The sequence below is a fragment of the Hallella faecis genome (assembly GCF_018789675.1).
GTDB lineage: Bacteria > Bacteroidota > Bacteroidia > Bacteroidales > Bacteroidaceae > Prevotella > Prevotella faecis.
Genome location: NZ_JAHKBE010000010.1, coordinates 49,809 through 73,616, shown reverse-complemented (window position 1 = coordinate 73,616; position 23,808 = coordinate 49,809). Strand labels below are relative to the sequence as shown.

At 50.7% G+C, this 23,808-nt stretch carries 23 protein-coding genes; 18 read left to right on the top strand and 5 right to left on the bottom strand.

Annotation, left to right across the window (positions count from 1 at the left end; translation table 11 throughout):
• Positions 1 to 90: 90 nt before the first annotated feature.
• Complete coding sequence (locus tag KM934_RS04275) at positions 91 to 930, bottom strand: bifunctional metallophosphatase/5'-nucleotidase (RefSeq protein ID WP_215759387.1); 840 nt, start codon at positions 928 to 930, stop codon at positions 91 to 93.
• The gene (locus tag KM934_RS04270) at positions 920 to 1,684 is read right to left on the bottom strand and encodes a 5'-nucleotidase C-terminal domain-containing protein (RefSeq protein WP_215759386.1); all 765 of its coding nucleotides are present in this window, start codon (positions 1,682 to 1,684) and stop codon (positions 920 to 922) included. The genes KM934_RS04275 and KM934_RS04270 overlap by 11 nt, the downstream gene beginning before the upstream one ends.
• A gap of 223 nt (positions 1,685 to 1,907) precedes the next feature.
• Here KM934_RS04270 and rplS point away from each other — a divergent pair, with 223 nt between their 5' ends.
• From rplS to KM934_RS04255, 3 genes are all read left to right on the top strand, one after another.
• Entirely contained in the window at positions 1,908 to 2,267 is a 360-nt protein-coding gene (gene rplS / locus KM934_RS04265; protein ID WP_215759385.1) for a 50S ribosomal protein L19, read from the top strand.
• 237 nt (positions 2,268 to 2,504) lie between these two features.
• Positions 2,505 to 2,903: a peptidase associated/transthyretin-like domain-containing protein gene (locus tag KM934_RS04260; protein WP_215759384.1), complete on the top strand. Its 399-nt coding sequence runs from the start codon at positions 2,505 to 2,507 to the stop codon at positions 2,901 to 2,903.
• Positions 2,904 to 3,881: 978 nt separating this feature from the next.
• Positions 3,882 to 6,227: an outer membrane beta-barrel protein gene (locus KM934_RS04255; RefSeq protein ID WP_215759383.1), complete on the top strand. Its 2,346-nt coding sequence runs from the start codon at positions 3,882 to 3,884 to the stop codon at positions 6,225 to 6,227.
• Between the two features lie 2 nt (positions 6,228 to 6,229).
• Here the strand turns inward: KM934_RS04255 and KM934_RS04250 are convergent, their stop codons facing one another.
• On the bottom strand, positions 6,230 to 6,529 hold the full coding sequence (locus tag KM934_RS04250; protein WP_215759382.1) for a hypothetical protein: 300 nt from the start codon (positions 6,527 to 6,529) through the stop codon (positions 6,230 to 6,232).
• A 145-nt stretch (positions 6,530 to 6,674) separates the two neighbouring features.
• Here KM934_RS04250 and KM934_RS04245 point away from each other — a divergent pair, with 145 nt between their 5' ends.
• The 11 genes from KM934_RS04245 to KM934_RS04195 all read left to right on the top strand — a co-directional run bounded on the left by KM934_RS04245 (position 6,675) and on the right by KM934_RS04195 (position 18,777).
• The gene (locus KM934_RS04245) at positions 6,675 to 7,856 is read left to right on the top strand and encodes a phosphoribosylaminoimidazolecarboxamide formyltransferase (RefSeq protein WP_215759381.1); all 1,182 of its coding nucleotides are present in this window, start codon (positions 6,675 to 6,677) and stop codon (positions 7,854 to 7,856) included.
• Between the two features lie 80 nt (positions 7,857 to 7,936).
• On the top strand, positions 7,937 to 8,143 hold the full coding sequence (locus tag KM934_RS04240) for a hypothetical protein (RefSeq protein WP_215759380.1): 207 nt from the start codon (positions 7,937 to 7,939) through the stop codon (positions 8,141 to 8,143).
• Positions 8,144 to 8,327: 184 nt separating this feature from the next.
• Positions 8,328 to 10,253, top strand: coding sequence for an LptF/LptG family permease (locus KM934_RS04235; RefSeq protein WP_215759379.1), 1,926 nt, complete (start codon positions 8,328 to 8,330; stop codon positions 10,251 to 10,253).
• A 247-nt stretch (positions 10,254 to 10,500) separates the two neighbouring features.
• A complete protein-coding gene (locus KM934_RS04230) occupies positions 10,501 to 11,709 on the top strand; it encodes a bifunctional 3,4-dihydroxy-2-butanone-4-phosphate synthase/GTP cyclohydrolase II (protein WP_215759378.1) in 1,209 nt (402 codons plus the stop codon).
• Between the two features lie 129 nt (positions 11,710 to 11,838).
• Positions 11,839 to 13,032: a pyridoxal phosphate-dependent aminotransferase gene (locus KM934_RS04225; RefSeq protein ID WP_215759377.1), complete on the top strand. Its 1,194-nt coding sequence runs from the start codon at positions 11,839 to 11,841 to the stop codon at positions 13,030 to 13,032.
• Between the two features lie 186 nt (positions 13,033 to 13,218).
• Entirely contained in the window at positions 13,219 to 14,064 is an 846-nt protein-coding gene (locus KM934_RS04220; RefSeq protein ID WP_215759376.1) for a MotA/TolQ/ExbB proton channel family protein, read from the top strand.
• A 30-nt stretch (positions 14,065 to 14,094) separates the two neighbouring features.
• Complete coding sequence (locus KM934_RS04215) at positions 14,095 to 14,724, top strand: ExbD/TolR family protein (RefSeq protein WP_215759375.1); 630 nt, start codon at positions 14,095 to 14,097, stop codon at positions 14,722 to 14,724.
• Positions 14,725 to 15,381, top strand: coding sequence for an ExbD/TolR family protein (locus tag KM934_RS04210; protein WP_215759374.1), 657 nt, complete (start codon positions 14,725 to 14,727; stop codon positions 15,379 to 15,381).
• Positions 15,382 to 15,414: 33 nt separating this feature from the next.
• Positions 15,415 to 16,263: an energy transducer TonB gene (locus KM934_RS04205; RefSeq protein ID WP_215759373.1), complete on the top strand. Its 849-nt coding sequence runs from the start codon at positions 15,415 to 15,417 to the stop codon at positions 16,261 to 16,263.
• 4 nt (positions 16,264 to 16,267) lie between these two features.
• Positions 16,268 to 17,230, top strand: coding sequence for a PstS family phosphate ABC transporter substrate-binding protein (locus KM934_RS04200; protein ID WP_215759372.1), 963 nt, complete (start codon positions 16,268 to 16,270; stop codon positions 17,228 to 17,230).
• 113 nt (positions 17,231 to 17,343) lie between these two features.
• On the top strand, positions 17,344 to 18,777 hold the full coding sequence (locus KM934_RS04195) for a tetratricopeptide repeat protein (protein ID WP_215759371.1): 1,434 nt from the start codon (positions 17,344 to 17,346) through the stop codon (positions 18,775 to 18,777).
• A gap of 353 nt (positions 18,778 to 19,130) precedes the next feature.
• Here the strand turns inward: KM934_RS04195 and KM934_RS04190 are convergent, their stop codons facing one another.
• A complete protein-coding gene (locus KM934_RS04190; protein WP_215759370.1) occupies positions 19,131 to 19,301 on the bottom strand; it encodes a 4Fe-4S binding protein in 171 nt (56 codons plus the stop codon).
• 216 nt (positions 19,302 to 19,517) lie between these two features.
• Here KM934_RS04190 and porT point away from each other — a divergent pair, with 216 nt between their 5' ends.
• Positions 19,518 to 20,261: a type IX secretion/gliding motility protein PorT/SprT gene (porT, locus tag KM934_RS04185; protein WP_215759369.1), complete on the top strand. Its 744-nt coding sequence runs from the start codon at positions 19,518 to 19,520 to the stop codon at positions 20,259 to 20,261.
• On the opposite strand, the gene KM934_RS04180 is transcribed toward porT, so the two are convergent.
• On the bottom strand, positions 20,249 to 20,812 hold the full coding sequence (locus KM934_RS04180; RefSeq protein WP_215759368.1) for a hypothetical protein: 564 nt from the start codon (positions 20,810 to 20,812) through the stop codon (positions 20,249 to 20,251). The two genes, porT and KM934_RS04180, sit on opposite strands and share 13 nt — an antisense overlap.
• 464 nt (positions 20,813 to 21,276) lie before the next feature.
• Here KM934_RS04180 and KM934_RS04175 point away from each other — a divergent pair, with 464 nt between their 5' ends.
• The 3 genes from KM934_RS04175 to mreC are packed head-to-tail and all read left to right on the top strand — an operon-like array spanning position 21,277 to position 23,802.
• The gene (locus tag KM934_RS04175) at positions 21,277 to 21,870 is read left to right on the top strand and encodes an IMP cyclohydrolase (RefSeq protein ID WP_215759367.1); all 594 of its coding nucleotides are present in this window, start codon (positions 21,277 to 21,279) and stop codon (positions 21,868 to 21,870) included.
• Positions 21,871 to 21,897: 27 nt separating this feature from the next.
• Positions 21,898 to 22,920 carry a rod shape-determining protein gene (locus KM934_RS04170; RefSeq protein WP_215759366.1) on the top strand — a complete coding sequence of 341 codons (1,023 nt, stop codon included), beginning with the start codon at positions 21,898 to 21,900 and terminating at the stop codon, positions 22,918 to 22,920.
• A gap of 15 nt (positions 22,921 to 22,935) precedes the next feature.
• Positions 22,936 to 23,802 carry a rod shape-determining protein MreC gene (mreC, locus tag KM934_RS04165; protein ID WP_215759365.1) on the top strand — a complete coding sequence of 289 codons (867 nt, stop codon included), beginning with the start codon at positions 22,936 to 22,938 and terminating at the stop codon, positions 23,800 to 23,802.
• The last annotated feature ends 6 nt before the right edge of the window (positions 23,803 to 23,808 follow it).

Here is a 23,808-nt window from a genome sequence, read left to right as displayed (position 1 = left end):
TCCAGAACCTATCAGGATGGTTACTTATCATGACTCGGTAACAGGTAATGATGTGAGCAATCCCCATGGATGGGAATAGGGGAGCGGTCGTTACTTCTTGTCGAACTGCAAGGTCATCTTGCCGATGTAGATGCCGCTCTTTCCGTTTTGGTCTACGGGGATGGGCTTGCCGTCGAGGTTGTTGGCGTAGCGCAGCGTTTGGAAGTAGGTGTGGCTGTGTCCGCCAAGCACCAGGTCGATGCCGCGCGTGTGGCTTATCACCTCCTGGTCGCCCATGCCGCCCTCGTGCCATCCGAGATGCGATACGCAGATGACGAGGTCGCACTTCTGCTTGCGCAGCAGGTCGGCCATCTTCTGTGCCGTGGCCACGGGGTCTAAGTAAACCGTGTTGCCGTAGTTGCGCTGGTCAACCAGTCCCTTGAGCTCGGGAGCGAGGCCAAACACGCCAATCTTCAGGCCTTGGTGGTGAAGAATGACGTAAGGCTTCACAATGTTTTGCAGGTCGTATTCGCTAAACTCGTAGTTGGCGCAGACGATGGGGAAGTTGAGGCTCTTGAAGAGGCGCGCCATATTCTCCAGTCCGAAGTCGAACTCGTGGTTTCCGATGGTTCCTGCCGCGTAGCCCATTTGGTTCATCAGTCCGGCCTCCACGTTGCCCTTGAAGAGCGTGTAATAAGGAGAGCCTTGCGAGAAGTCGCCACTGTCGAAGAGCAGCAGGTTAGGATCCTTGGCACGCTCCTGACGGAGCATGGCTATGCGGCGCAGGAATCCGCCGCGCCCCGCCTGCACGGTGTCGGCCAGCGTCTCGCCGAGTGGCATGATGCACGAGTGGGTGTCGTTGGTGTGAAGAATGGTCAGCGTCTTCTGTCCGAAGGCTGTTGCCACGCAGAGCAGCATGGCGGCTATGGCGATGAGTGTCTTATTTTTCATAGGTTATTCTCCCTTCCATTTGAGCGTTGACGGCCTTGCCTTGTGCGGCCATGTGCTTGAAATAGTTTACGATGATGTGGCGCACATCGTTCTCCTCGCCCTGCGGCGACACCTCATGGGTCTTCGCCTTGAAGGCCTCGAGGCCCCCGTTGCCCTGCGCCAGGTAGTCGAGCGTTGCCACACGGTATGTGGCGTTGGGGTCGATGGGTTTGCCGTGGAGCGTGGCCGAGCGCAACTGTCCGTCGTGTGTGATGACGAGCTTCACGCCATGGCTAACCCCCTCGCCGCCCACCTTGGCTATCTCGCTGAAGAGCTGCTGGGTCTTCTCGCCCGTGAGCGTGAGGAAACAGATGTGGTTCTCGAACGGCGCCACGTTGAGCACGTCGCCGTAGGTAACGTCGCCCTGAGCGAATGCGGCGCGTATGCCTCCCACGTTGTATACGCCGAAATCGGGCGTTTCTTGGAATGCCTTACCGCCCCACACCAGGATGTCGGCCAGCAGGTTGCTCTCCTCGCTCTCGGGTTTGGCTGCCGACATGTAATGGTCGACGCGTCCCACGACCGGACTCATGATGGAGTCGACCGTGTGCTTGTAGGGCGCCAGGAAGGCAGCCGCTTTCTGATCGGGGTTGGCGTCGTAGCGCTTGTCCACCAGGATACGTGTGCGCTCCACGCCCGCCAGTTGGTAATGCGACCCGCACGACGTGATGAGCATGGGTGCCACCAAGGCTATAAACAGAGTTTTTCTTAACATAACGTTTGGTTTAGATGGTGCAAAGATAATTATTCTTCGTTGTTTGGCGATAGCCGCAACCTAAATAAAATGTTAAAAATGAAAGATTTCTGCCTTGTGACGTGGCCTGTTTGCCTGAAAAACCGTAACTTTGCACCGCTTTTCGGCCCGACCGCTGGTTGAGAGATGAGTTCTCATGCTACGTCGGGTTGGTGAGACAAACAATTTTTAATCAAAAACAACAATGGATTTAATTAAAGTTGCTGAGGAAGCATTTGCAACCGGCAAGCAGTTCCCTGCTTTCAGAGCTGGTGACACTGTGACTGTCGCTTACAAAATCGTCGAGGGTAACAAACAGCGTATTCAGCTCTATCGCGGTGTGGTCATCAAGATCAACGGCGAGGGCACAAAGAAGCGTTTCACCGTCCGTAAGATGTCGGGAACCGTGGGTGTGGAGCGTATCTTCCCCTTGGAGTCGCCCAACATCGACTCAATCGAGATCAACAAGTACGGTAAGGTGCGTCGCGCTAAGCTTTACTACCTGCGCAAGCTGACTGGTAAGGCTGCTCGCATCAAGGAGAGACGCGTGATCAACGCAAAATAATCCTTCCTTTTCAAGCCGCGTTTTCACGCCATGGCATAACCTGAACAAGATAGGTTCTGCTCCATTGGCTTAACGAAAACGCGTGATTCTTGGCGCCAGTGTCCTGCGGGGTGCTACGAAAAGAAAAAGACAGGAGGTAAACATCCCAATGGGGTTGTTTGCCTCCTGTTTCCGTTTATGCCTTGTGGTTCGTTTGTTTAATGACCGATTTAGGGTTGTTTTTAAGACAGTAGACCTATGAACGCGAAGCAGTTTTACCTTATTATATTATGCTTGTGTTTGGGAACGCTCGCATCGTTTGCGCAAGGTGAGGACCTGAGTGTAAAAGGACGTGTTGTAGATGAGGCTGGCGCCATGTTGGTGGGTGTGGAGATAACGGCCAAGCGTATCAGCTATAACACCAAGGGCTATGTGGCTTCTTTGGCCAACGACCCGCTGCTGAAAAAATCGAGTTTGGCAGACGCGTTGCGTATGTTGCCCGGTATTAACCTGGAGGAGGGCTCGTTTTCGGCTTTCGGAGAGAAGATAGGCTCGGCGTTTGTCAATCCTTGTCGGTGCGCAACCGATTGGCGTGGGGCAACAAACGGGCGCGCGTCAATTCCAATAAGGTCATATCTACTGAGTCGATGCGTATGAACTGATAAAAGCCTTTTGGGGTACGCGCCACACTGGCCTTGGCGCGATGCGTCCTGTATGATATTTTGGTGCAAAAGTTGTGCGGCGTTTTTCGTTGAACCAGTCAACGGAACGGTCGTTTTTCCGTGCTCGCCGTAGCCAGTTTGCGTCGTGCGCTCACCGTTAGGCATCTTTCGTTTTGCGAGACCTGCCTAACCGCAGCTCGAAAGGCCACGTTCCGCGACTCGAAAGACCATGTATCGTCCCTCGGTTAGGCATGTTTCGCAATGCGAAATGGCCAGCCAAGAAGGTTGAATTCTTTCCTGTCGCGGTAACTTGTTGATTGTTAGATAATTATGCAATTGCGCTGAGAATGGCGTATTTCCGTCCAATCCTTCCGTCATCGCCACCAACGCTGTAGATTCCAATATAGTTTGTTGCTATAATTCGCATTGCGCCCATCCTCCCAACCGTCCTTTTCAAGGCACGTTTTCTCGCCATGGCATAACCCGAACAAATCCGGATCGGGTCATTTGGCTTAACGAAAATTCGAAAAGAAAACCACAAACTAAATTTCTATACTTATGATCTTATTGGTAACCCGTTTTTATGAGAAGATAGTAGTCCAATGCTTCGCTATGTTTAATGATCATCCCAAATGACATGAAGGAATTGAATTTCTAAGTCTTTATGAAAGCCGTTGAATAATAAGTCGTATAGATAAGCGAACTGATAATTTGATAGTAAAATATTGCTTTCTTTTATTTTTTTTATCAAAAGCCTTTGTTTTTTTTTGTTTTCATTATATTTGCAATTGGTTATTAACAATTAATACTCAAGCGTATGAAAAAGTTAATTCTTCTATTTTTGTTATGCTCTCTATCGTTTTCGGTATCGAGTTTTGCTCCGGTAAGTCAAATTGGTATGGTGTAAGCGGTGTATAACATCACCACATGCCTAATTGTGGCCATGTAGAGACCTATTAGAATTAAGAATTTCATGAAGGAGACGTTCCTTTTTTTATTATGCTTGTGCGTGGGCGTGTTGCCGTCTTTCGCTCAAGACGGCAACCTTACCGTGACAGGACGTGTTGTGGATGAGGCTGGTGCCAAGTTGGTGGGTGCCCATGTGCGGTTTTCCTCGATGGACGAAACGCCGAAGATGACCGATGTGGTGGTCGACACAGCAGGATATTTCGAGGTGAAGCTTCCGCTTAATTACTATACGATGCGCGTTACGTTTACGGGCTTTGCCCCATACGAGGCACGCGTTGAATGTTTAGGCAACATGGATTTGCCACCCATTGTGATGCGTGAGAGCAGCAGCGAACTGGCAGGTGTGGAGGTCACGGCCAAGCGCATTAGCTACAATGCAAGGGGATATGTGGCCAATATAGCCAATGATCAGGTGTTCAAAGGTGTGACACTGGTTGATGCCATGCGCATGTTGCCAGGCTTGTACCTGAAGGATGGCGAGTTTCAGGCTTACGGAGAGAACATAGGATCGGTGTTTGTCAACAATAAGCGCTTGATGTATACGGGCAGCGCCCTCGTGGGATATCTGCGCACCTTGCAGGCCAAGAACATCGTCTCTGTGCAAGTGCTCAATAGCACAGCCGACCCGTTGCTTACCGACAAGATGGCTTTTGTGCTTAAGATTACCACCAAGAGATATGAGGATGGTGGCAACGCCACCGTGGGCGCATCCGCCAAGGCATCGAATGTTTATGATTTCCAGGCCAAGCCCACGCTCAACATTCAGCAACGCATTGGCAAGTGGTCGATGTTTCTCTTGCCAGATTACACACCGCGATCGGTGCTCAACCGTGGGATGAAGAACACCACGCACCTCTACGAGTCGGACGAGGTGCGTAAAGAAACCCAAATGACGCACCTGAAGTTTAAGCCGACCTTGTGGCTAACAGGCGGCCTTTCGTATGAGATCGATAAAAACAATAATGTGTCGCTTAATGTAAGCGGTATGCACCAGAAACGGTTGCAGACAGCCGAAACACGCAACGACGTCTTTGGGAACAGCTTGCAGACGGGAACGACGACCGGTTATGTGGGTGAGCGGCGCAAGATCAACCAGTTTGAAGGCATGGTAAACTATTATGGCGAGCTGCCCATTGCAACATTGTATGGCTCGTTGAATTACGCCTTTAAGGAAGACGATGGGCACACGAGCCGTGACCAGACCCTTGCCAATGGACAGCAGAACCTGTTTAGGCAAGACAAGATGGCCTACTACCACCTGTTCTCCGGAAGTTTGTCGGCCACATGGAAATTGGCCAAAGCACATCAACTCATAACGTCGGCAAGTGTAACCAGTTGGGACAACAAGAGCCACTATTGCCTGCCGTTAGTCGATGGGGCGAACGCCTATCGTTACCTTTACAAGGAATCTTCGTTCGATGGCTCGTTGGGCTACGAGTATAGCAAAGGGGTGTGGGATGTGAATGTGGGAACACGCTACCTCAACTCGCGCATGAAGCCCGTGGTGGAACAAGGCGGCGTGTCGTCGTCTTATACGCGCGATGTGAGCAAGTTGCTGCCCTTCGCCACCATTACCTACATCTACGACCCCGAGTCGTACAAGACCCTAACCCTACAGTATGAGCGCAGCTACGACTTCTCGAACCTTATCGCCATGGATCCCTCAAACGCCTGGCGGTCCGAGTATTCGTACGACAAAGGCAACCCCAACCTTGCGCCGGGGTTTACGGATGAGATAGCCTTGCAAACACGTGTTGGCGGTTTCTCGTTAAGAAGCAAGTATGTAAATACGTTGGCCACCTCGCGTATCTACCAGTTGGACGACAATAAGAATGAGGTGATTTCGTACGACAACGGACTGCACCATCAGTACATCTTCCTCTATGTGGGATTCCCCATGCTGCAGTTCTCCGACAAGTGGCGCGTCAATTACCATTGCACGTATAAATGGTCGAAGGAAAGCTATGGCGGTGAGCGACGGGTGGCCAGCCAAGTGACAGGAGGATTCTTGTCGATGGCCACGTTGCCAGGCGACATCAGTTTGAGCTGCTCGGCCGAGCTGAACAGCCCGCAGCGGTCGTTGTATTCAGACCTTTATTACATAGGAAACATAGACGGCAGTCTGGGTAAGTGGTTCCTGAAGAACAGATTGTATGTGGGGTTGAATTGCAGTTACACCTTCCTGACGCGCAGTAGGACGATGACACAACAGTTCCGTTATGACAGTAGGTTCGACCGTTCCATGTTCATGGCTACGCTGTCGGCAAGCTATCAGCTTAAATGGGGTAACAAGCGGGCGCGCGTCAATGCCAATCGAGTGGTGTCGATCGAGTCGATGCGTATGAACTGACGTTACTGGCGGGGCTTGTCGGTGTAGTTGATGGAGGCGTCGACGTCGCCATGCAGCGCATCGTCGAGGTCGTCCCAGCTCTGGAAACCGGCAAAAAGGGCCAAGCGGTCCTTGGCCTCCTTCGACAACTTGCGCTTGCCTGTTGCCAGCTCCCACAATTTCTTCAGCGAGTGGCTGCTCAGGTTGACGTGGTGCTTGGAGCAGATCTCGGAGACATTCTCGAAATCCTTAACCAACTCGTGGCGGGGATGCGCCATCTTCTTGCCAGCGATGGCGAAGAGACTCTTTAAATCGCGTTTCATATTTTCATAACAGACTAATACCGCGTGCAAAGATACGAAAAGGGAGAAAAGTGGGAAAGCAAATGAGCAAAAAACTCGTTGTGGCTTTCTCACTTCTTCACTTTTTTGTAACTTTGCGGTAAGATTATACCCATCTTATCATAAAATGAAAGAATACGCACTTAAGTATGGTTGCAATCCCAACCAGAAACCCGCCCGTATCTACATGGAGAACGGCGAGCTCCCAGTAGAAGTGATTAACGGCCGTGCAGGCTACATCAACTTCCTCGACGCGCTCAACTCATGGCAGTTGGTCAAGGAGTTGCGCGAGGCCACAGGCCTGCCCGCAGCAGCCTCGTTCAAGCACGTCAGCCCAGCGGGCGCTGCCGTGGGACTGCCCCTGAGCGATACGCTCAAGAAGATCTACTTCGTGGATGATGTCGACTTTGAGCTCACACCACTGGCCACGGCCTATGCGCGCGCCCGCGGCGCCGACCGCATGTGCTCGTATGGCGACTTCTGCGCCCTGAGCGACACCTGCGACGCCGCAACGGCACTGCTCATCAAGCGTGAGGTGTCGGACGGTGTCATCGCTCCCGACTACACACCCGAGGCGCTCGAGATCCTGAAGGCTAAGCGCAAGGGCACTTATTGCGTCATCAAGGTGGACCCCAGCTATGTGCCTGAACCCATTGAGCGTAAGCAGGTGTTTGGCGTTACCTTTGAGCAGGGGCGCAACAATGTGGACCTTAGCGACCCCGCCCTCTTTGAGGATGTGCCCACAGCCAACAAGACGTTCACCCCCGAGGCGCTGCGCGATCTGAAGATTGCCCTTATCACGCTGAAGTACACACAGTCGAACTCGGTGTGCTACGTGAAGGACGGGCAGGCCATCGGCATTGGTGCTGGACAGCAGAGCCGTGTGCACTGCACCCGTTTGGCTGGCTCGAAGGCCGACGAGTGGTGGATGCGCCAGAACCCGAAGGTGCTCAACCTGCCGTTCAAGGATCACATCCGTCGTGCCGACCGCGACAACTGCATCAACGTGTATCTCTCGGAGGAGTGCGACGACGTGTTGCGTGATGGCGCATGGCAGCAGTTCTTCACTGAGCAGCCAGAGCCCTTCACCCGTGCCGAGCAGAAAGCTTGGATCGCCCAGAACACCGACGTGTGTGTGGGATCGGACGCCTTCTTCCCCTTCGGCGACAACATTGAGCGCGCTCACAAGAGCGGTGTGAAGTACATTGCACAGGCAGGTGGATCCATCCGCGACGACAATGTTATTGAGACATGCGACAAGTATGGCATGGCCATGGCCATGACGCACGTGAGACTGTTCCACCATTAATCTCACAGCACCCATTCATTACCCTAACTCCCCAAGTCTCTCCACGCAAGGAGAGGCCTGGGGTTAACACCCTTTCTAATATGGATAATTTCGAAGAGATACTCATTCAAGGCATCAACTTCAGTGGCGGTTCGCGGGGCGCGAAAAAGGATGATGACGACAAGGTGAAGACCAAGGCCAAGAAAAAGAAATACATCACTGGTGCCCACGGCTCAGGGTCGGCCAAGCAAAAGGCCAAGTATCGCGAACAACGCGCCAACCGAAAGTCGCAGCAACGAAAGAAATAGGGCTGCGCAGACCCATTATGAGTGCCCTTTTCGACCGAAAGGCCGATTGGGGAATTGATAATTATCGCTAAACAGAGCGATAAAGTAGAATAAAGATAACGGTTTCTTATATTTTTCCATTACCTTTGCAGCAAATTGGTGTATAGCGCCGTTAGGGGCCCAAAGCGCCAAGAGATGATGGTTTATGAACTTTCGAATTAAGAAACTCGACATATTCATTGTCAGACAGTTCGGCCTCCTCTTTGTAGGAACATTCTTCATCTGCCAGTTTGTGCTGATGATGCAGTTCCTTTGGAGGTATATCAACGTGCTGATCGGCAAAGGACTATCCTTAGAGGTCATGGCCCAATTCCTGTGGTACATGGCCCTGATGCTTGTGCCACAAGCTTTGCCGTTGGCCATTCTCCTCAGTAGCCTCATTACCTTCGGAAACCTGGGTGAGAGCAGTGAGCTGACGGCCATCAAGTCGGCGGGCATATCGCTCATGCAGACCTTCCGGTCGCTCATCGTGGTGTCGATGCTCATCTGTGTGGGATCGTTCTATTTCCAAAACAACGTCGGACCAAACGCCAACCTGAAGATTACCCAACTGCTCATCTCCATGAAGCAGAAAAGTCCGGAGCTGGAGATTCCTGAAGGCATCTTCTACGATGGAATTCCCAATAGCAACATCTATGTGCAGAAGAAGGACCTGAAGACGGGCAAGCTCTATGGCATCATGATCTATCGCATGACCAACAGCTTTGAGGACGCCGCCATCATCCTCGCCGACTCGGGCATGTTGCAGTCGACGGCCGAGAAGAAGCACCTGTTGCTGACGCTGTGGAGCGGAGAGTGGTTTGAGAACATGCAATCGCAGGAGCTGTCGGGCAGCGCTTCGGTGCCCTACCGCCGTGAGAGCTTCATCGCCAAGCGGATCGTGCTCGACTTTGACGGCGATTTCAACATGGCAGACGCGGCGTCGCTCTCCAACGACGCGCGCGGTAAGAGCCTCGAACAGATTTACCATGCCATGGACTCGCTCAACCATACGTATGACAGTGTGGGACGCGCGTTCTACCAGGATGCGAAACGCCTTTACTACCAATCGCCTGTGATCGCGTCGAACGACTCGGCGAAGGCCGTGAAACGGGCGCTGGCGAAAAACTTCGACTTCGACAAACTGGTGGAGAAGGAGAGCCGCGATAAGAAACGGCAAATGCTCGGCGACGCCATGTCGCGTGTGCAGAATGAGCTGAACGACCTGGAGTTCAAGAGCATGATGACGAAAGACAACGAACGCCTGATACGCGAGCATGAGATAGAGGCCATCAATAAGTTCACATTGGCATTGCAATGCCTGCTGTTCTTCTTCATCGGTGCGCCGCTCGGCGCCATCATCCGCAAGGGAGGACTGGGCGTGCCCGTCATTGTGTCGGTCTTTGTGTTCATCGTTTACTACATCCTCGACAACGTGGGCTATCGCATGGCGCGCCAAGGCACGTGGGATGTGTGGTTCGGAAAGACGCTGGCGTTGGGCGTGCTTCTGCCTGCCACGGTGTTTATCACCTATAAGGCATGCAAGGATTCGATGGTGTTTAACGCCGATCTGTGGCGCAGCGTGTTCATGAGGGCGTTGGGACTGCGAGAAAAACGGCATATCGCAGGCAAGGAAATTGTCATCCAGGAACCTGATTATCAGACTGACGCAGCCCAACTGCGCCGCATCAGCGCCGCTGTGGCCGATTACGCACGCAAGCATAACCTGAAGTCGCCGCCCAATGTGGTGAAGGTGTTCTTTAAGTACGAGCCTGACCATGAGATAGAACGCATCAGTGAGCAACTGGAGAGCGTCATTGAGGACTTGGGCAATACGCGCGACCGACAGGTGATGCACGAGATCAACCACTACCCGGTGCTGGCGGTGAAAGCGCACACGAGACCTTTCGAGAAACCGTGGCTCAACGTGGCGTCGGCCATCTGCTTGCCACTCGGCGCGTTCTTCTACTGTCGTATGTGGCGTTTCCGCTTGCGACTGTACCGTGACCTGCAGGTGGTGAGAAACACCAACAGCAGCATCGCCAACTATGTGGAGAAACACTTGGTGGGGGGTAAGCGAGAAACCCAATGACATGAATCATAACGGCGGTGGGCCTCCCCATGGAGCCTCCGCCGGATGGATGAGAAACACTATAGGCCATCGGAACGAGAACTGAAAAACATATTATTCATATAATTAAGGTGAGGTGAGCCCATGGGCGAAATGCCGAAGCTGAGGCATGCTCAGGGCGCAGAACCGCCTGCCGACAACGGTAAAGAACGGCGAGCGCAGGCTAACCAACACCTGTTTCACATGATATTATAATAAGGTATAAAATATGGCAGACTTTAAACTCAGTAGCATTGAAGATGCTCTCAAAGATTTCAAAGAGGGTAAGTTCGTTATCGTCGTCGACGATGAGGATCGCGAGAATGAAGGCGACCTGATCATTGCCGCCGAGAAAATCACCCCGGAGGATGTCAATTTCATGCTGAAGAATGCGCGTGGCGTGCTTTGTGCACCCATCACTCTCTCGAGGGCTGAGGAACTTGACTTACCTCATCAGGTATTGGACAACACGTCGATGTTGGGCACACCGTTCACCGTGACGGTCGATAAGCTCGAGGGATGCACCACGGGCGTGTCGACACACGACCGCGCCGCTACCATCCGCGCGCTTGCCGACCCGATGTCGACACCGCAGACCTTCGGACGCCCGGGTCACATCAACCCACTTTATGCGCAAGACAATGGTGTGCTCCGACGCTCAGGACATACCGAGGCGGCCGTAGACCTCTGCAAACTGGCAGGACTCTATCCCGCTGGCGCGCTCATGGAGATCATGAACGATGACGGATCGATGGCGCGTATGCCCCAGTTGCAGGAAAAAGCTGCGGAGTGGGGAATGAAAATCATCACCATCAAAGACCTCATTGCTTATCGCCTGAAGAAGGAAAGCAGCATTGAGGTGGGCGATGAGGCCGACCTGCCCACCATTTACGGACATTTCCATCTCATTCCATTCCGACAGAGCAACGGACTGGAGCACATGGCGCTCATCAAGGGCACATGGGAGGAGGATGAGCCTATCCTCGTGCGTGTGCACTCGTCTTGTGCCACTGGCGATATCCTTGGAAGTAAGCGCTGCGACTGTGGCGAGCAGTTGCACAAGGCCATGCAGATGATCGAGAAAGAGGGAAAGGGCGTCATCATCTATATGCAGCAGGAAGGACGAGGCATCGGACTGATGAACAAGATCGCCGCCTACAAACTCCAGGAGGAAGGACTTGACACAGTTGACGCCAACGTGCATCTCGGATTCAAGCCCGATGAGCGCGATTATGGCTGTGGCGCGCAGATGTTGCGACACCTCGGGGTGCATAAGATGAGACTCATGACCAACAACCCCACCAAACGAGTGGGATTGGAAGCCTATGGCTTGGAAATTGTGGAGAACGTGCCCATTGAGGTGGCTGCAAACAAATACGATGTGGAGTATCTCCGGACCAAGCGCGACCGCATGGGGCACCTCTTACATCTCAAATAAGAGGCAATAAGTTTCAAAGTGGATAAAAAGTGGCATCGCGTCATAAAATAAAGGCGGAAAGTTTCCGTTTCTATGAATAATATGCTACTTTTGCACAAAAGGTGTATTGATAAATATTAATTGGTTATTATGGCACAATTATCAGATCGACTCAACCGCCTGGCTCCATCGGCCACGCTGGCTATGTCGCAGAAGAGTAATGAGATGAAGGCACAAGGTGTCGACGTGATTAACATGAGCGTCGGTGAACCCGATTTCAACACGCCTGATCATATCAAGGAGGCTGGAAAGAAAGCTATCGACGACAACTTCTCGAAGTATTCGCCAGTTCCGGGATATATGGATTTGCGCGAGGCCATCGTCGACAAGCTTAAGAAAGAGAACCATCTCGACTACACCACTGGCGAGGTGATCGTCGGGACGGGTGGCAAGCAGGGTGTGTGCAACACCATCCTGGCCTTGGTAAACCCCGGAGATGAGGTCATCATACCCGCACCTTATTGGGTTAGCTATCCGCAGATGGCTAAGTTGGCAGGTGCCACGCCGGTCATCGTGCGCGCCGGATTTGAACAAGACTTCAAGATGACCGCCGAACAGTTGGAGGCTGCCATCACGCCCAAGACCAAGATGCTCATCCTCTGCTCACCCAGCAACCCTACGGGAAGCGTTTATTCGCAGGAGGAGTTGAACGCCTTGGCTGAGGTCATCCTCAAGCACGAGGACATCTTCGTGCTGTCGGATGAGATATACGAGCATATCAATTATGTGGGCAAGGCCGCAAGCATCGCCAGCTATCCCGGCATGAAGGAGCGCACTATCATCTGTAATGGCGTGAGCAAGGCGTATGCCATGACGGGTTGGCGACTGGGTTGGGTGGCCGCTCCGGCATGGATCGTCAAGGGCATCAACAAGTTGCAGGGACAATACACCAGCGGTACTTGTGACGTGAGCCAGAAGGCTGCCGTGGCCGCCTATGTGGCAAGTCAGGACTGCGTGGAGCAGATGCGCGTGGCCTTTGAGCGCCGCCGCGACCTCATCGTGAAGCTCGCTAAGGACATTCCCGGACTTGAGGTCAATGTTCCCCAGGGTGCGTTCTATCTCTTCCCCAAGTGCAGCAGCTTCTTCGGCAAGAGCGATGGCGAGACTGTGATCAACAATTCCACCGATTTCGCCATGTATATCCTTGAAAAAGCGCACGTTGCGACGGTAGGAGGCGATGCTTTCGGCGACCCCGATTGCTTCCGTATGAGCTACGCCACAAGCGACGATAACATCCGCGAGGCGATGCGACGCATCAAAGAGGTTCTTGCCGTGTTGAAATAAAATTGTGTTAAAAGTTAATAAATTCGCACAAAGTCACTTGTAATTTGCTATCTTTGCGAAAGAATTCCTTCGGCAGATGGTGCTTAGAGCGCATTGTCGAGGGGCTTTGGGGTGAATATAATAAGAACCTAAATTACTTCGGACATAACTTAAATTTATCAATAATCAAAATTAATTCATTAAATTATGGCAACTACACAAAAAGCCGCAGCCCCCAAGGCTGCAAAGAAGTCTGAGGGCTTCACTGGTATCAGAGGCGCATTCTGGATCATCGTTGTATGCTTCGTTGCTGCTATCTGCATCTTCAATTTCGTCCTTGGTGACGGCGCTAACTTCCAGGGTGGCGACAACGCCAACGCTCCTGTGAACATGCTCGGTACAATCTTCAAGGGTGGATACGTTGTGCCTATCATCCACACGCTGTTGCTCACCGTGCTCTGCCTCGCTGTAGAGCGCTACCTGGCTCTGAAGACCGCTTTCGGTAAGCAGCCCCTCACCAAGTTCGTGCAGAACATCAAGGCTGCCTTGAAGGCCAATGATTTCGCTAAGGCTGAGGACCTCTGCAACAAGATGAAGGGTTCTGTAGCCAACGTAGTGCTGGCTTCTCTCCGCGCTTACAAGGACATGGAGAGCGGTGCCAACGTTTCTCTGAAGAAGAGCCAGAAGGTCGCTAAGATCCAGCAGGCTCACGAGGAGGCCACTCAGCTCGAGATGCCTACTCTGCAGATGAACCTCCCGATCATCGCCACTATCGTTACTCTTGGTACTCTTACTGGTCTGCTCGGTACTGTGACGGGTATGATCCGTTCGTTCCAGGCTCTGGCTGCTGGTGGTGGTGGTGACTCACTCGCCCTGTCTACTGGTATTTCTGAGGCTCTGATCAACACTGCTTTCGGTATCGCTACTTCTTGGTGCGCTGTTATCGCCTATAACTTCTTCACCAACAAGATCGATAAGTTGACATATGCACTTGACGAGGTAGGTTATTCAATCGCACAGACATACGAAGCCAGCCACGCAGATGAGGCTTAATTTTTGCTAACCCCTTAAAAATTTATCGCTATGGGTAAAGTAAAAATTAAGAAAGCAGACGTCTGGATCGATATGACTCCTATGTCCGACGTGATGGTGCTTTTGCTGACATTCTTCATGTTGACATCAACATTTACGAAGAGCGAGCCAGTGAAAGTGGAAACGCCGGGATCTGTGTCTGAGATTAAAGTTCCAGATAAGAATGTCCTGAATGTCCTTGTCGGTAATGATGGCAAGATTTTCATGAACATGGACAAGGTGTCGGATGTGCAGGTCGTCCTCGACGATGTTACCGGACAGTTCGGTATCTCGCTGACTGCCGCCCAGCGCGCCAAGTTCCTTGACGACCCCATGTGGGGTGTTCCAATGAGCGAGCTCGAGGGGTATCTGAATCTGAGTAAGTCAGATATGCCTGAGGCTATCAAGAAGTATGGTATCCCAACGGACTCTGTCCCTGGTAAGGAGGGCGAGGCTGCCATGAGCGAATTCCAGCTGTGGGTGAAGGCCGCACATCAGGCTAACCCCGAAGCTAAGATCGCTATCAAGGCCGACGTCAAGACACCGTACAAGGTAGTGAAGAAGCTCATGTCGGAGCTCCAGGACATGAATGAGAACCGTTACTATTTGATTACTCAATATAAGAAAGCGGAGGACGAATAAATGTCAGCAGGAAAAAGCAAACAGAAGAAGATGAACGTCCGCGTAGACTTTACGCCTATGGTGGACATGATGATGCTTCTTATCACGTTCTTCATGCTCTGTACGTCTTTGGCTAAGCCGCAGACTATGGAATTGAGTATGCCAAGTAACGATAAGAACTTGCAGGATCAGGATAGGACCGTGACAAAGGAATCGTACACCGTTACGATTTATTGCTGCGCAAATAACCAGATCTATTATGTTGCTGGACTGATTAAGCCCGAGAAGCCCGAGTGCTTGCAAAAGACTACTTGGGGAAGCAAGGGTATCCGTCAGGTCCTGATCAACCACGTCACTGAGGATGGAACCTCTCCTGTGCAGGATGTCATGAAGGCCAAGCAGGCTCTCGATGACCAGCGCACAAAGCTTGAGAGTGAGGGTAAGAAGATGGACGATTCAACCTATAACGCCTCCTTGGCTAAGATCAAGGCCGGTAATATCGGTGGTAAGAAGATCCAGACAATGACCGTCATCATCAAGGCTACGGACAATGCTACCTACAAGAACTTGGTTGACGCTCTCGATGAAATGCAGATTTGCAGCATTGGTAAGTATGTGATTGATAAGATGAATGCCGACGATGAGGCTCTTCTCAAGAAGAACAACGTCAAGGAGTAAGTCAAAGGTCTAAATCATTAATAGTTTAAGAAAATGGCAAACATTGATTTAACAACGAACGGTTGGACCGATCTTGTCTTTGAAGGACGTAATAAGGAATACGGCGCATATAAGCTCCGTAGACAAACTCCTAGGAGAAACATCTATGCAATCGTTATCATTGCGATCATCGCTTTGGTCCTTATCGGTGTCTATGTGGCTAAAACAGCTTACGACCAGTACCAACTGAACCACCAGAAGAACGAACAGGTTACTGAGATCTCGCAGATCAACCAGCCTAAGAAGAAGGCTGAGGTGAAGCGTAAGGAGATCCAAATTCCTGAGAAGAAACAAGAGGTGGTTAAGGAGGTTAAGTCTTCTATCAAGTTTACGGCTCCTGTTATCAAGAAGGATAACGAGGTGAAGCCCGAGGATGAGATGAAGACCCAGGAGGAGTTGATGCAGACCACCACAGCCATCGGTGCTTTGGACGTTAAGGGTAACAGTGAGACTGGTGAGGTGCTGAAGGTGACACAGCGTGTTGCCGATGAGCCTATCGCCGCTCCGAAGCCCGAAGTAGAGAATAAGGTCTTTGAGGTCGTTGAGCAGCAGGCTTCGTTCCCTGGTGGTGATGCCGCCCTGTTCAGATACCTGAACGATAACATCAAGTACCCTGCAGTGGCTCAGGAAAATGGTATTCAAGGCCGTGTTACCGTATCGTTCGTCGTTGAGCGTGATGGCTCAATCACTGACGTGAAGGTGGAGCGTGGCGTTGACCCGTCTCTTGACCGCGAGGCTACTCGTGTCGTGAAATCTATGCCTCACTGGATTCCTGGTAAGCAGAACGGTAATGTCGTTCGCTCACGTTTCAGACTTCCTGTGACCTTCAGACTCAGCAACTAATTGTATGAAGAAATCAACATCTTACTTTTTCGTAGGATTAACACTGTTCGCCGGTCTTTGCTTTTCTTGTTCTGATAACAAGAAGGGTAAAGACGGTCGAACTGATACTTACTCATCAGGGGCGATCTCTTTCGTCTCTGATGAAAGTTTTAGTCCCATTATTGAGGAAGAGCGTACGGTCTTCCAATTCGATTATCCCCAAGCTAAGGTTACTCCTGTGTATACCAACGAGTCGGATGCTATCAATCGTCTTTTGGATGGCAAGGCTTGGTTGGCTTTTGCTGCTCGTGACTTCAAAGCGTCTGAGCTTCAAAACTTGCAGGCAAGGAACTTTAGGCCTGTGTCGATCAAGGTGGCTTACGACGCCTTGGCCTTCATTGTGAACAAGGCCAGTAGCGACACAATTATTTCTGTTCAGGACATCAGGAATGTTATGAGTGGAAAGGCTACTAAGTGGAGCGACATTTCCAATGGAGCATCAAGTGGCACCATCACTGTTGTATTCGACAATGCTAAGTCGAGCACAGTCCATTTCGTTGAAGATTCCATACTTGGCGGTAAGCCGATCACCAATCCCAATGTGGCTGCGGTGAACAAGACTGCCGAGGTGATTAAATATGTTGAGGAAAACCCTGGCGCGATTGGTGTTATTGGTAACAATTGGCTTAACGATAAGCACGATTCTACCAATCTCACTTTCAATAAAAACATTCGCGTCATGCGGGTCAGCAAGGTTCATCCTGCCACACCGGCGAGCAGCAGGTTGCCTTACCAATATTACATCTATAATGGTGAATATCCTCTCGTGAGAACCATCTATGCGCTTCTGAATGATCCGCGCCGTGGCTTGCCTTGGGGCTTCGCTCACTTCATTGAGGGGCCAAAGGGTCAGCGCATCGTGATGAAGGCTGGTTTGCTTCCCGTTTTGGGTCAGATCAATGTGCGGGATGTTAATGTAAGTCAATAAATAAAACTTTTGGTCTCATTCATCGTCTGCTTTATAAAGAAACCATTATTTAAAAGTCAGACAAGAGAGAATAAGAATTTTTGAGAACAACAACCCCATTAACGTTTAGAATTATGAAGACTATTAAATATGTATTGATGGGTGCTTTGCTGTTTGGTGCAGCAGCCCCTGGTATGGCTCAAGACGACAACAAGGCCGTTATCGAGCAGGTAGTGAGTGTTATCAAGGCCAAGCCCGCAAATCTCAGCGATCAGGTGAAGGACTTTGGCAAGAAGTACAAGAAAAACACAGAGGTTCTCTTGGCCATTGGACGTGCATTCCTTGAGCAGAAGGATCTCGTAAATGCTCGTGATTTCGCAGAGCGTGCTTTGGCTCGCGACAACAAGAACGCACATGTATGGTTGCTGAAGGGTGATATTGCTGTTAGTGATAACAATGGCGGTGACGCTGCTGTTGCTTATCAGAACGCCATCTATTTTGACCCGAAGGAACCCGATGGTTATTATAAGTATGCGATGGTTCAGCGTGGTGTTGACCCTGCCGGTGCAGCCCAGGTGCTTGAGGATCTTCGCCAACAGCGCCCCGACTATCCTGTTGATCAGTTGATTGGTCATATTTTCTTCAATGCACAGGACTACCAGAAGGCTGCTGATGCTTTTGCTAAGGTGTCTGATGTTACTAAGATGAAGCCTGAGTACATCACTGAGTATGCTACTGCTACTTGGTTGCTCGGTCATCGCGAGCAGAGTATTGAGGTTTGTAAGGCTGGTCTCTCTGTAAATCCTCGTAAGGCTGCTTGGAACCGTATCGCTTTCTACGACTATACTGACTTGAAGAAGACGGATGAGGCTTTGGCTTATGCCGACAAACTCTTCAATGCCAGCGATTCTGCCCACTTCATTGCAGAGGACTATACATATCACGGCACAGCCTTGCTGCAGGCTAAGCGTTGGGATGATGCTATTCATGCTTTTGAGAAGGCTTTGGAGCTTAATGAGGGCAACAATAAGCAGAAGAGCATCATCAACAAGAACCTCTCTGACGTCTATCTGCAGAAGGGTGATTTCGATAATGCCGTCGCTTATTTTGAGAAAAGTATGGAAGGCTCTGAGAAGCCGACTATGGATCAGCTCGACAACCTTGGCTCACTCTATGCCGATATTGCCTCTAAGAAATTGAAGGCTGAGGATAAGGCGGGTTCTGATGAGGCTTTCCGCAAAGCTGATGGAGTTTATGCTCGCATGTTGGAGTTGTATCCCAACTACGCCAACTATTGCAATTACATGCGTGGTCAGGTTAACGCCAACCTCGATCCCGATAGCAAGGAAGGTCTTGCCAAGCCTTATTATGAGGCGCTTGCCACCTCGTTGGAGGCAAAAGCTGAGAAGCAGTCAAGTGAGATCGCCATGTTGAAGCAGGCCTACCTGTACCTTATCGTTTACGATTTCAATGTGCTTCAGGACAAGGCTGCCGCTAAGGCTGTTTCTGAGAAACTCCTGGCCGTTGACCCTGAGAACGCTGTGGCTAAGCAAGTGATGGCTATGTAATTTCGTTATCAAGGCGACTTCAAATGGTTGCTACTCAATAATATGAGCGGGGTGCATCTCTAATGATGAGAGATGCACCCCGCTTTCATTTTGTTGATAGTGTAGGGAATCTTCTTGGTCTTATTGTACTCGCAAGGCTTGCACGTTACCGATTGGTTTTCGCTATCGTAGGGTATCTTCCTGTTTCTGTAGCACTCACAAGAGAGCCTGCCAGTGAACAATGTACTGTTAGCCTTTTACAAACCTGAGAACCTCAGGGCTTATGCTGAACGATGTGAAATGGATGGCAAAACAAAAGCCCAACCTGAAACCAGGCTGGGCTATATGTCTTTCTGATGATTGCTTATCAGAACTTACTCGGCGAGGCTGATTGCCTCGTTCGGGCATACAGAAGCGCAAGTACCGCACTCTGTGCACTCGTCAGGATTGATTTTGTAGATGTCGCCCTCAGAGATAGCGCCAACGGGGCACTCATCGATACATGTACCGCAAGCAACGCAGTCATTACTAATTACGTAAGCCATAATAATAAAATGTTTATTGTTAATACTGTTTTGTTAATTCGCAATCGTTCGACAACCTTTGCTGTTGTCTTTTTATTGTTTTGCAAAGATAGTCAATTTCCCCATAATACCTACAAATGATGAAGATTTTTTTTGCGATTTAACATTCGCTACTAAAAAATGAGGGTAGGGCGTTTGCCAAACAATAAATTGCGTGCTGCGTGCGTTATTCCTTATATGAAGCGAATATTGTGCCTTTTTATGCTCTCCCTGCTTGTGATTCGCGTGGCGTGTGGGCAGGAGCGTACGGTTGAGAACCGGCCGTATACCGATTTGCGTAAGTTCCATTTCGGCATTCTTGTTGGTACCCATTTGCAGGACCTTGAGTTCAACAATGTGGGTCCACAGCTCATTACCAATGCCGATGGCACCCAGCAGCAATATGTGATCACCTGCGACCAAGACCGTTGGGATGACGGTTTCAATGTGGGTGTGTTGGGTGAGCTGCGCCTTAATCGCACCTTCCAGTTTCGCATCGCTCCGGCCATGTATTTCGGAACCCGTCACATCTCGTTTCATAATATGGACACCAGCGCCCCCGACTCTATGTTGGCGCGCAACCAGACGTTGAAGACCGCCTATTTCTCATGTGCCCTTGATCTAATTGCTGCTTCGGCCCGTTTCAATAACCATCGTCCATACGTAATGGTGGGTCTTAATCCCGTCATTAACTTGAGCGGCTCTAATGACGATTACCTAAAACTCAAGCGTTACGACCTTTTCCTGGAAGCCGGCATCGGTTGCGACTTTTACCTTCCTTTCTTCAAGGTCAGACCTGAGTTGAAGTTCATGTACGGCCTCACAAACAGTCTCGACACCGATCACGCCTCACAGATTCGCGACCGTTCGATGTTGCCCTATGCCATGTCGGTTAATAAGGCCCGATCGAAGATGATAGCGCTGACCTTCTATTTCGAGTAACCCGCTTGCGAGTTCTTTCCGAGGGCTTTTCGGTAGGCTTGTATGATGGGGTCGGTGCCCTCTGCATTCATCCGCTTAAAGATCTTCTCCAATTTTTTCGTCTGTTTCTTGATACGTCGCAATCGAGGGTCCACAGTGTCTGCCATACTGAAGTTGATTCCCCTGATGGGGTTTCGCAGTTCAAACTCCTTCCGGGCCTCTTTTGTCCATCGCTTCACGCTCTCTGTGAGTTGCTTGTTGCGATATACGCCGTACACCACAATCTCTCCGATGTTGTTGTAGTCCTGCATCAGCGGGATGGAGTCGGCAGTAAGTGAGGCCGGAATGGCCAACGACACATAGCCTGTCGCACTGATGTGCAGTGTGTCGAAGCGCTCGGGGATGAACGCCTCGCCAAGAATTGTCGACGCCTCCGCTTCCTTGTGGTCCACCCACACCAATGCGTCCCTCACGGGCTCGTTTCGCTCAGGGTCGTAAACGGTGATGCACCGTTGAGCTTGCGCAGCCATGGAAGAGGCCAGCAGCGTTATGATGATCCATGATTTCTTCATGTTTCTTTTGTCTATGTGATGTTGTTTGTAAGCAATTACAAAGGTAATGCAATTTGCATAGAGTGCGAAACGATTTATCCCATTTCTTTTTCCCCCATTCGTTCATTAGCTTTTCCCCAAAATCGTTCATTAGCTTTTCATTTTGTTTGTGTTTGCTTTGAGCGAGTCGCGACAGTTGCACTGGAAGCTACTGACTAAGTCGTAACGATCGTGAAAACTGACGCTGAGAGAAACGATCGTTAGAGATGAAAGGCCCCAATAACATCCCAATAATCTCCTTTTTCAGTTTAATAGCCGATTTTGCTGTAACCTTAATCAATCCTTATAATTGCTACAAATGCCTGCGCCTAACTTGACTTGTGACATTTTAACGTTTCAAAAACAACGAAATTGCTCAATTATTAGGCATGGTTTGTCTAAAAATGATTAACTTTGCAGCCTAATCGAATAACGTACGTATTTACATGGCTGAAACAAAGAAGATCAAGACTGCGCTTATCTCAGTCTTCCACAAGGATGGATTGGAGGAAATCCTTGCCAAGTTACATGAAGAGGGTGTTGCTTTCCTGAGCACAGGTGGCACACAGAAGTTTATTGAGGGTTTGGGTTATCCTTGCCAGAAGGTAGAAGACGTAACCACCTATCCTTCTATTTTGGGTGGTCGTGTGAAGACCCTTCACCCGAAGATTTTTGGAGGAATCCTTGCTCGACGCGACAATGAGGGCGACCAGCAGCAGATGGCCGAGTACGATATTCCTTCTATCGATTTGGTCATTGTCGACCTTTACCCGTTTGAGCAGACCGTGGCCAGTGGAGCCTCTGATGCCGACATCATCGAGAAGATCGATATTGGTGGCATTTCTCTCATCCGTGCAGGAGCCAAGAATTTCAAAGATGTGGTTATCGTGCCCAGCAAGGCCGAGTATGGCATGTTGCTCGATGTGCTGAAGGCTAAGGGTGCACAGACCGATTTGGAGGATCGCAAGCAGTTCGCAGAGCGTGCTTTTGGCGTCAGCAGTCATTACGACACTGCCATCCACAATTGGTTTGCTAAGTAGTTTCGGGCACAGAACTTAATAAAGAACATGGGATTTTTTTCATTTATTCAAGAGATCGCTATGGATCTCGGTACCGCCAACACCATCATCATCAGCGATGACAAGATTGTTGTTGACGAACCGTCAGTGGTAGCCTTGGATCGCCGCACCGACAAGATGATTGCTGTGGGTGAGAAGGCTAAGATGATGTACGAGAAGACACACGACAATATCCGTACCATCCGTCCGTTGCGCGATGGAGTCATTGCCGACTTCACCGCTTGCGAGCAGATGATGCGTGGCCTGATTAAGATGGTCCACACGGGTTCGCGCCTGTTCTCTCCGTCGTTGCGCATGGTCATTGGTGTACCCTCTGGTTCAACGGAGGTGGAGCTTCGTGCTGTTCGCGACTCGGCCGAGCATGCCGATGGTCGTGATGTTTACCTCATTTTTGAGCCTATGGCAGCAGCCATTGGCATTGGTATCGACGTCGAGGCCCCAGAGGGCAACATGATTGTTGATATCGGCGGTGGCTCCACCGAGATCGCTGTCATCTCGTTGGGTGGTATTGTGAGCAATAACTCCATCCGTATCGCTGGTGACGATCTGACGGCCGACATCCAGGAGTATATGAGCCGTCAGCACAACGTGAAGGTTTCTGAGCGCATGGCTGAGCGTATCAAGATCCACGTGGGATCGGCCCTGACCGACTTGGGCGACGAGGCTCCCGAGGATTATGTGGTGCATGGTCCTAACCGCATCACAGCACTTCCCATGGAGGTGCCTGTGTGCTATCAGGAAATTGCTCATTGCTTGGATAAGACTGTGGCCAAGATTGAGAATGCCGTGCTTTCGGCCCTCGAGGCTACCCCGCCTGAGCTCTATGCCGATATCGTGAAGAACGGTATCTATCTCACCGGTGGTGGTGCGTTGCTGCGTGGTCTCGACCGTCGTTTGAAAGACAAGATCAACATTCCTTTCCACATTGCCGAGGATCCGCTCCACAGCGTGGCAAAGGGCGCTGGCATCGCTTTGAAGAACGTCAATCGCTTCTCATTCTTGATGAGATAAGTTTTTGTTTGAGCAGTGCGTAATCTATTAGAATTTCTTGCACGCTACAACCATTGGCTTCTCTTCGTCCTCCTTGAGGTGATAGGTGTCGTGCTGTTGTTCCAATACAACAGCTATCAGGGCAGTGTGTGGTTCTCATCCGCCAATGCCGTTGCTGGCAAGGTGCTGAGTTGGGACGCTAAGGTGGAGTCTTTCTTCTCCATGTCGAAGGCCAACCAAGAGCTCACCCAACGCAACCTCTATCTCGAGCAGCAGGTAAAAATGCTCTCGGGACAATTGGGTGAGGCCACCAAGGACAGCGGATGGGTTCATCGCAACCAGTTGTCCCTGCTTCGTTCGTTCAAGTTGATACCCGCCAAGGTGGTTAGCAACTCGGTCGATCGTTACGACAACCTTCTCACCATCGACAAGGGCAGTGCCGACGGAGTGCGTAAAGACATGGGCGTTGCCTGCGGCCAAGGGGTCGTGGGCATCGTCTATATGGTTTCCACCCATTATTCGGTCGTCATTCCCGTTCTCAACACCTCGTCGAACATTAGTTGCCGCATCCGAGGCCGTGGTTATTTCGGTTATCTCCATTGGAATGGGGGCGACCCTCGTTTGGCCTATATTGAGGATGTTCCTCGTCACGCCCATTTCCGTCTTTACGAATGGGTGGAGACCAGTGGCTACTCGTCGGTTTTTCCACCGGGCATTGCTGTGGGCAAGATTCTCCATGTTTACAACTCGCCTGATGGTGTGTCCTATCGTTTGCAGGTCGAGTTGGCCACCGATTTTGGCAACCTGAGCGATGTGTGTGTGGTCGATAATGAGCCTATGTTGGAACAGATAGACATCATGCGCTCGGCGCGTGACTCCTTGAAACTGAAAGATGGAAAGTAATTAGGG

Excerpts from the sequence above, each read along its gene's own strand:
- KM934_RS04240 (WP_215759380.1), top strand. The coding sequence starts at position 7,937 with ATGGATAATTTCGAAGAGATACTCATTCAAGGCATCAACTTCAGTGGC.
- KM934_RS04170 (WP_215759366.1), top strand. The coding sequence starts at position 21,898 with ATGGGATTTTTTTCATTTATTCAAGAGATCGCTATGGATCTCGGTACC.
- KM934_RS04255 (WP_215759383.1), top strand. The coding sequence starts at position 3,882 with ATGAAGGAGACGTTCCTTTTTTTATTATGCTTGTGCGTGGGCGTGTTG.
- KM934_RS04200 (WP_215759372.1), top strand. The coding sequence starts at position 16,268 with ATGAAGAAATCAACATCTTACTTTTTCGTAGGATTAACACTGTTCGCC.
- KM934_RS04215 (WP_215759375.1), top strand. The coding sequence starts at position 14,095 with ATGGGTAAAGTAAAAATTAAGAAAGCAGACGTCTGGATCGATATGACT.
- KM934_RS04250 (WP_215759382.1), bottom strand. The coding sequence starts at position 6,529 with ATGAAACGCGATTTAAAGAGTCTCTTCGCCATCGCTGGCAAGAAGATG.
- KM934_RS04175 (WP_215759367.1), top strand. The coding sequence starts at position 21,277 with ATGGCTGAAACAAAGAAGATCAAGACTGCGCTTATCTCAGTCTTCCAC.
- rplS (WP_215759385.1), top strand. The coding sequence starts at position 1,908 with ATGGATTTAATTAAAGTTGCTGAGGAAGCATTTGCAACCGGCAAGCAG.
- KM934_RS04235 (WP_215759379.1), top strand. The coding sequence starts at position 8,328 with ATGAACTTTCGAATTAAGAAACTCGACATATTCATTGTCAGACAGTTC.
- KM934_RS04230 (WP_215759378.1), top strand. The coding sequence starts at position 10,501 with ATGGCAGACTTTAAACTCAGTAGCATTGAAGATGCTCTCAAAGATTTC.
- porT (WP_215759369.1), top strand. The coding sequence starts at position 19,518 with ATGAAGCGAATATTGTGCCTTTTTATGCTCTCCCTGCTTGTGATTCGC.
- KM934_RS04205 (WP_215759373.1), top strand. The coding sequence starts at position 15,415 with ATGGCAAACATTGATTTAACAACGAACGGTTGGACCGATCTTGTCTTT.
- KM934_RS04220 (WP_215759376.1), top strand. The coding sequence starts at position 13,219 with ATGGCAACTACACAAAAAGCCGCAGCCCCCAAGGCTGCAAAGAAGTCT.
- KM934_RS04180 (WP_215759368.1), bottom strand. The coding sequence starts at position 20,812 with ATGAAGAAATCATGGATCATCATAACGCTGCTGGCCTCTTCCATGGCT.
- KM934_RS04270 (WP_215759386.1), bottom strand. The coding sequence starts at position 1,684 with ATGTTAAGAAAAACTCTGTTTATAGCCTTGGTGGCACCCATGCTCATC.
- KM934_RS04195 (WP_215759371.1), top strand. The coding sequence starts at position 17,344 with ATGAAGACTATTAAATATGTATTGATGGGTGCTTTGCTGTTTGGTGCA.
- KM934_RS04245 (WP_215759381.1), top strand. The coding sequence starts at position 6,675 with ATGAAAGAATACGCACTTAAGTATGGTTGCAATCCCAACCAGAAACCC.
- KM934_RS04275 (WP_215759387.1), bottom strand. The coding sequence starts at position 930 with ATGAAAAATAAGACACTCATCGCCATAGCCGCCATGCTGCTCTGCGTG.
- KM934_RS04260 (WP_215759384.1), top strand. The coding sequence starts at position 2,505 with ATGAACGCGAAGCAGTTTTACCTTATTATATTATGCTTGTGTTTGGGA.
- KM934_RS04210 (WP_215759374.1), top strand. The coding sequence starts at position 14,725 with ATGTCAGCAGGAAAAAGCAAACAGAAGAAGATGAACGTCCGCGTAGAC.
- KM934_RS04190 (WP_215759370.1), bottom strand. The coding sequence starts at position 19,301 with ATGGCTTACGTAATTAGTAATGACTGCGTTGCTTGCGGTACATGTATC.
- KM934_RS04225 (WP_215759377.1), top strand. The coding sequence starts at position 11,839 with ATGGCACAATTATCAGATCGACTCAACCGCCTGGCTCCATCGGCCACG.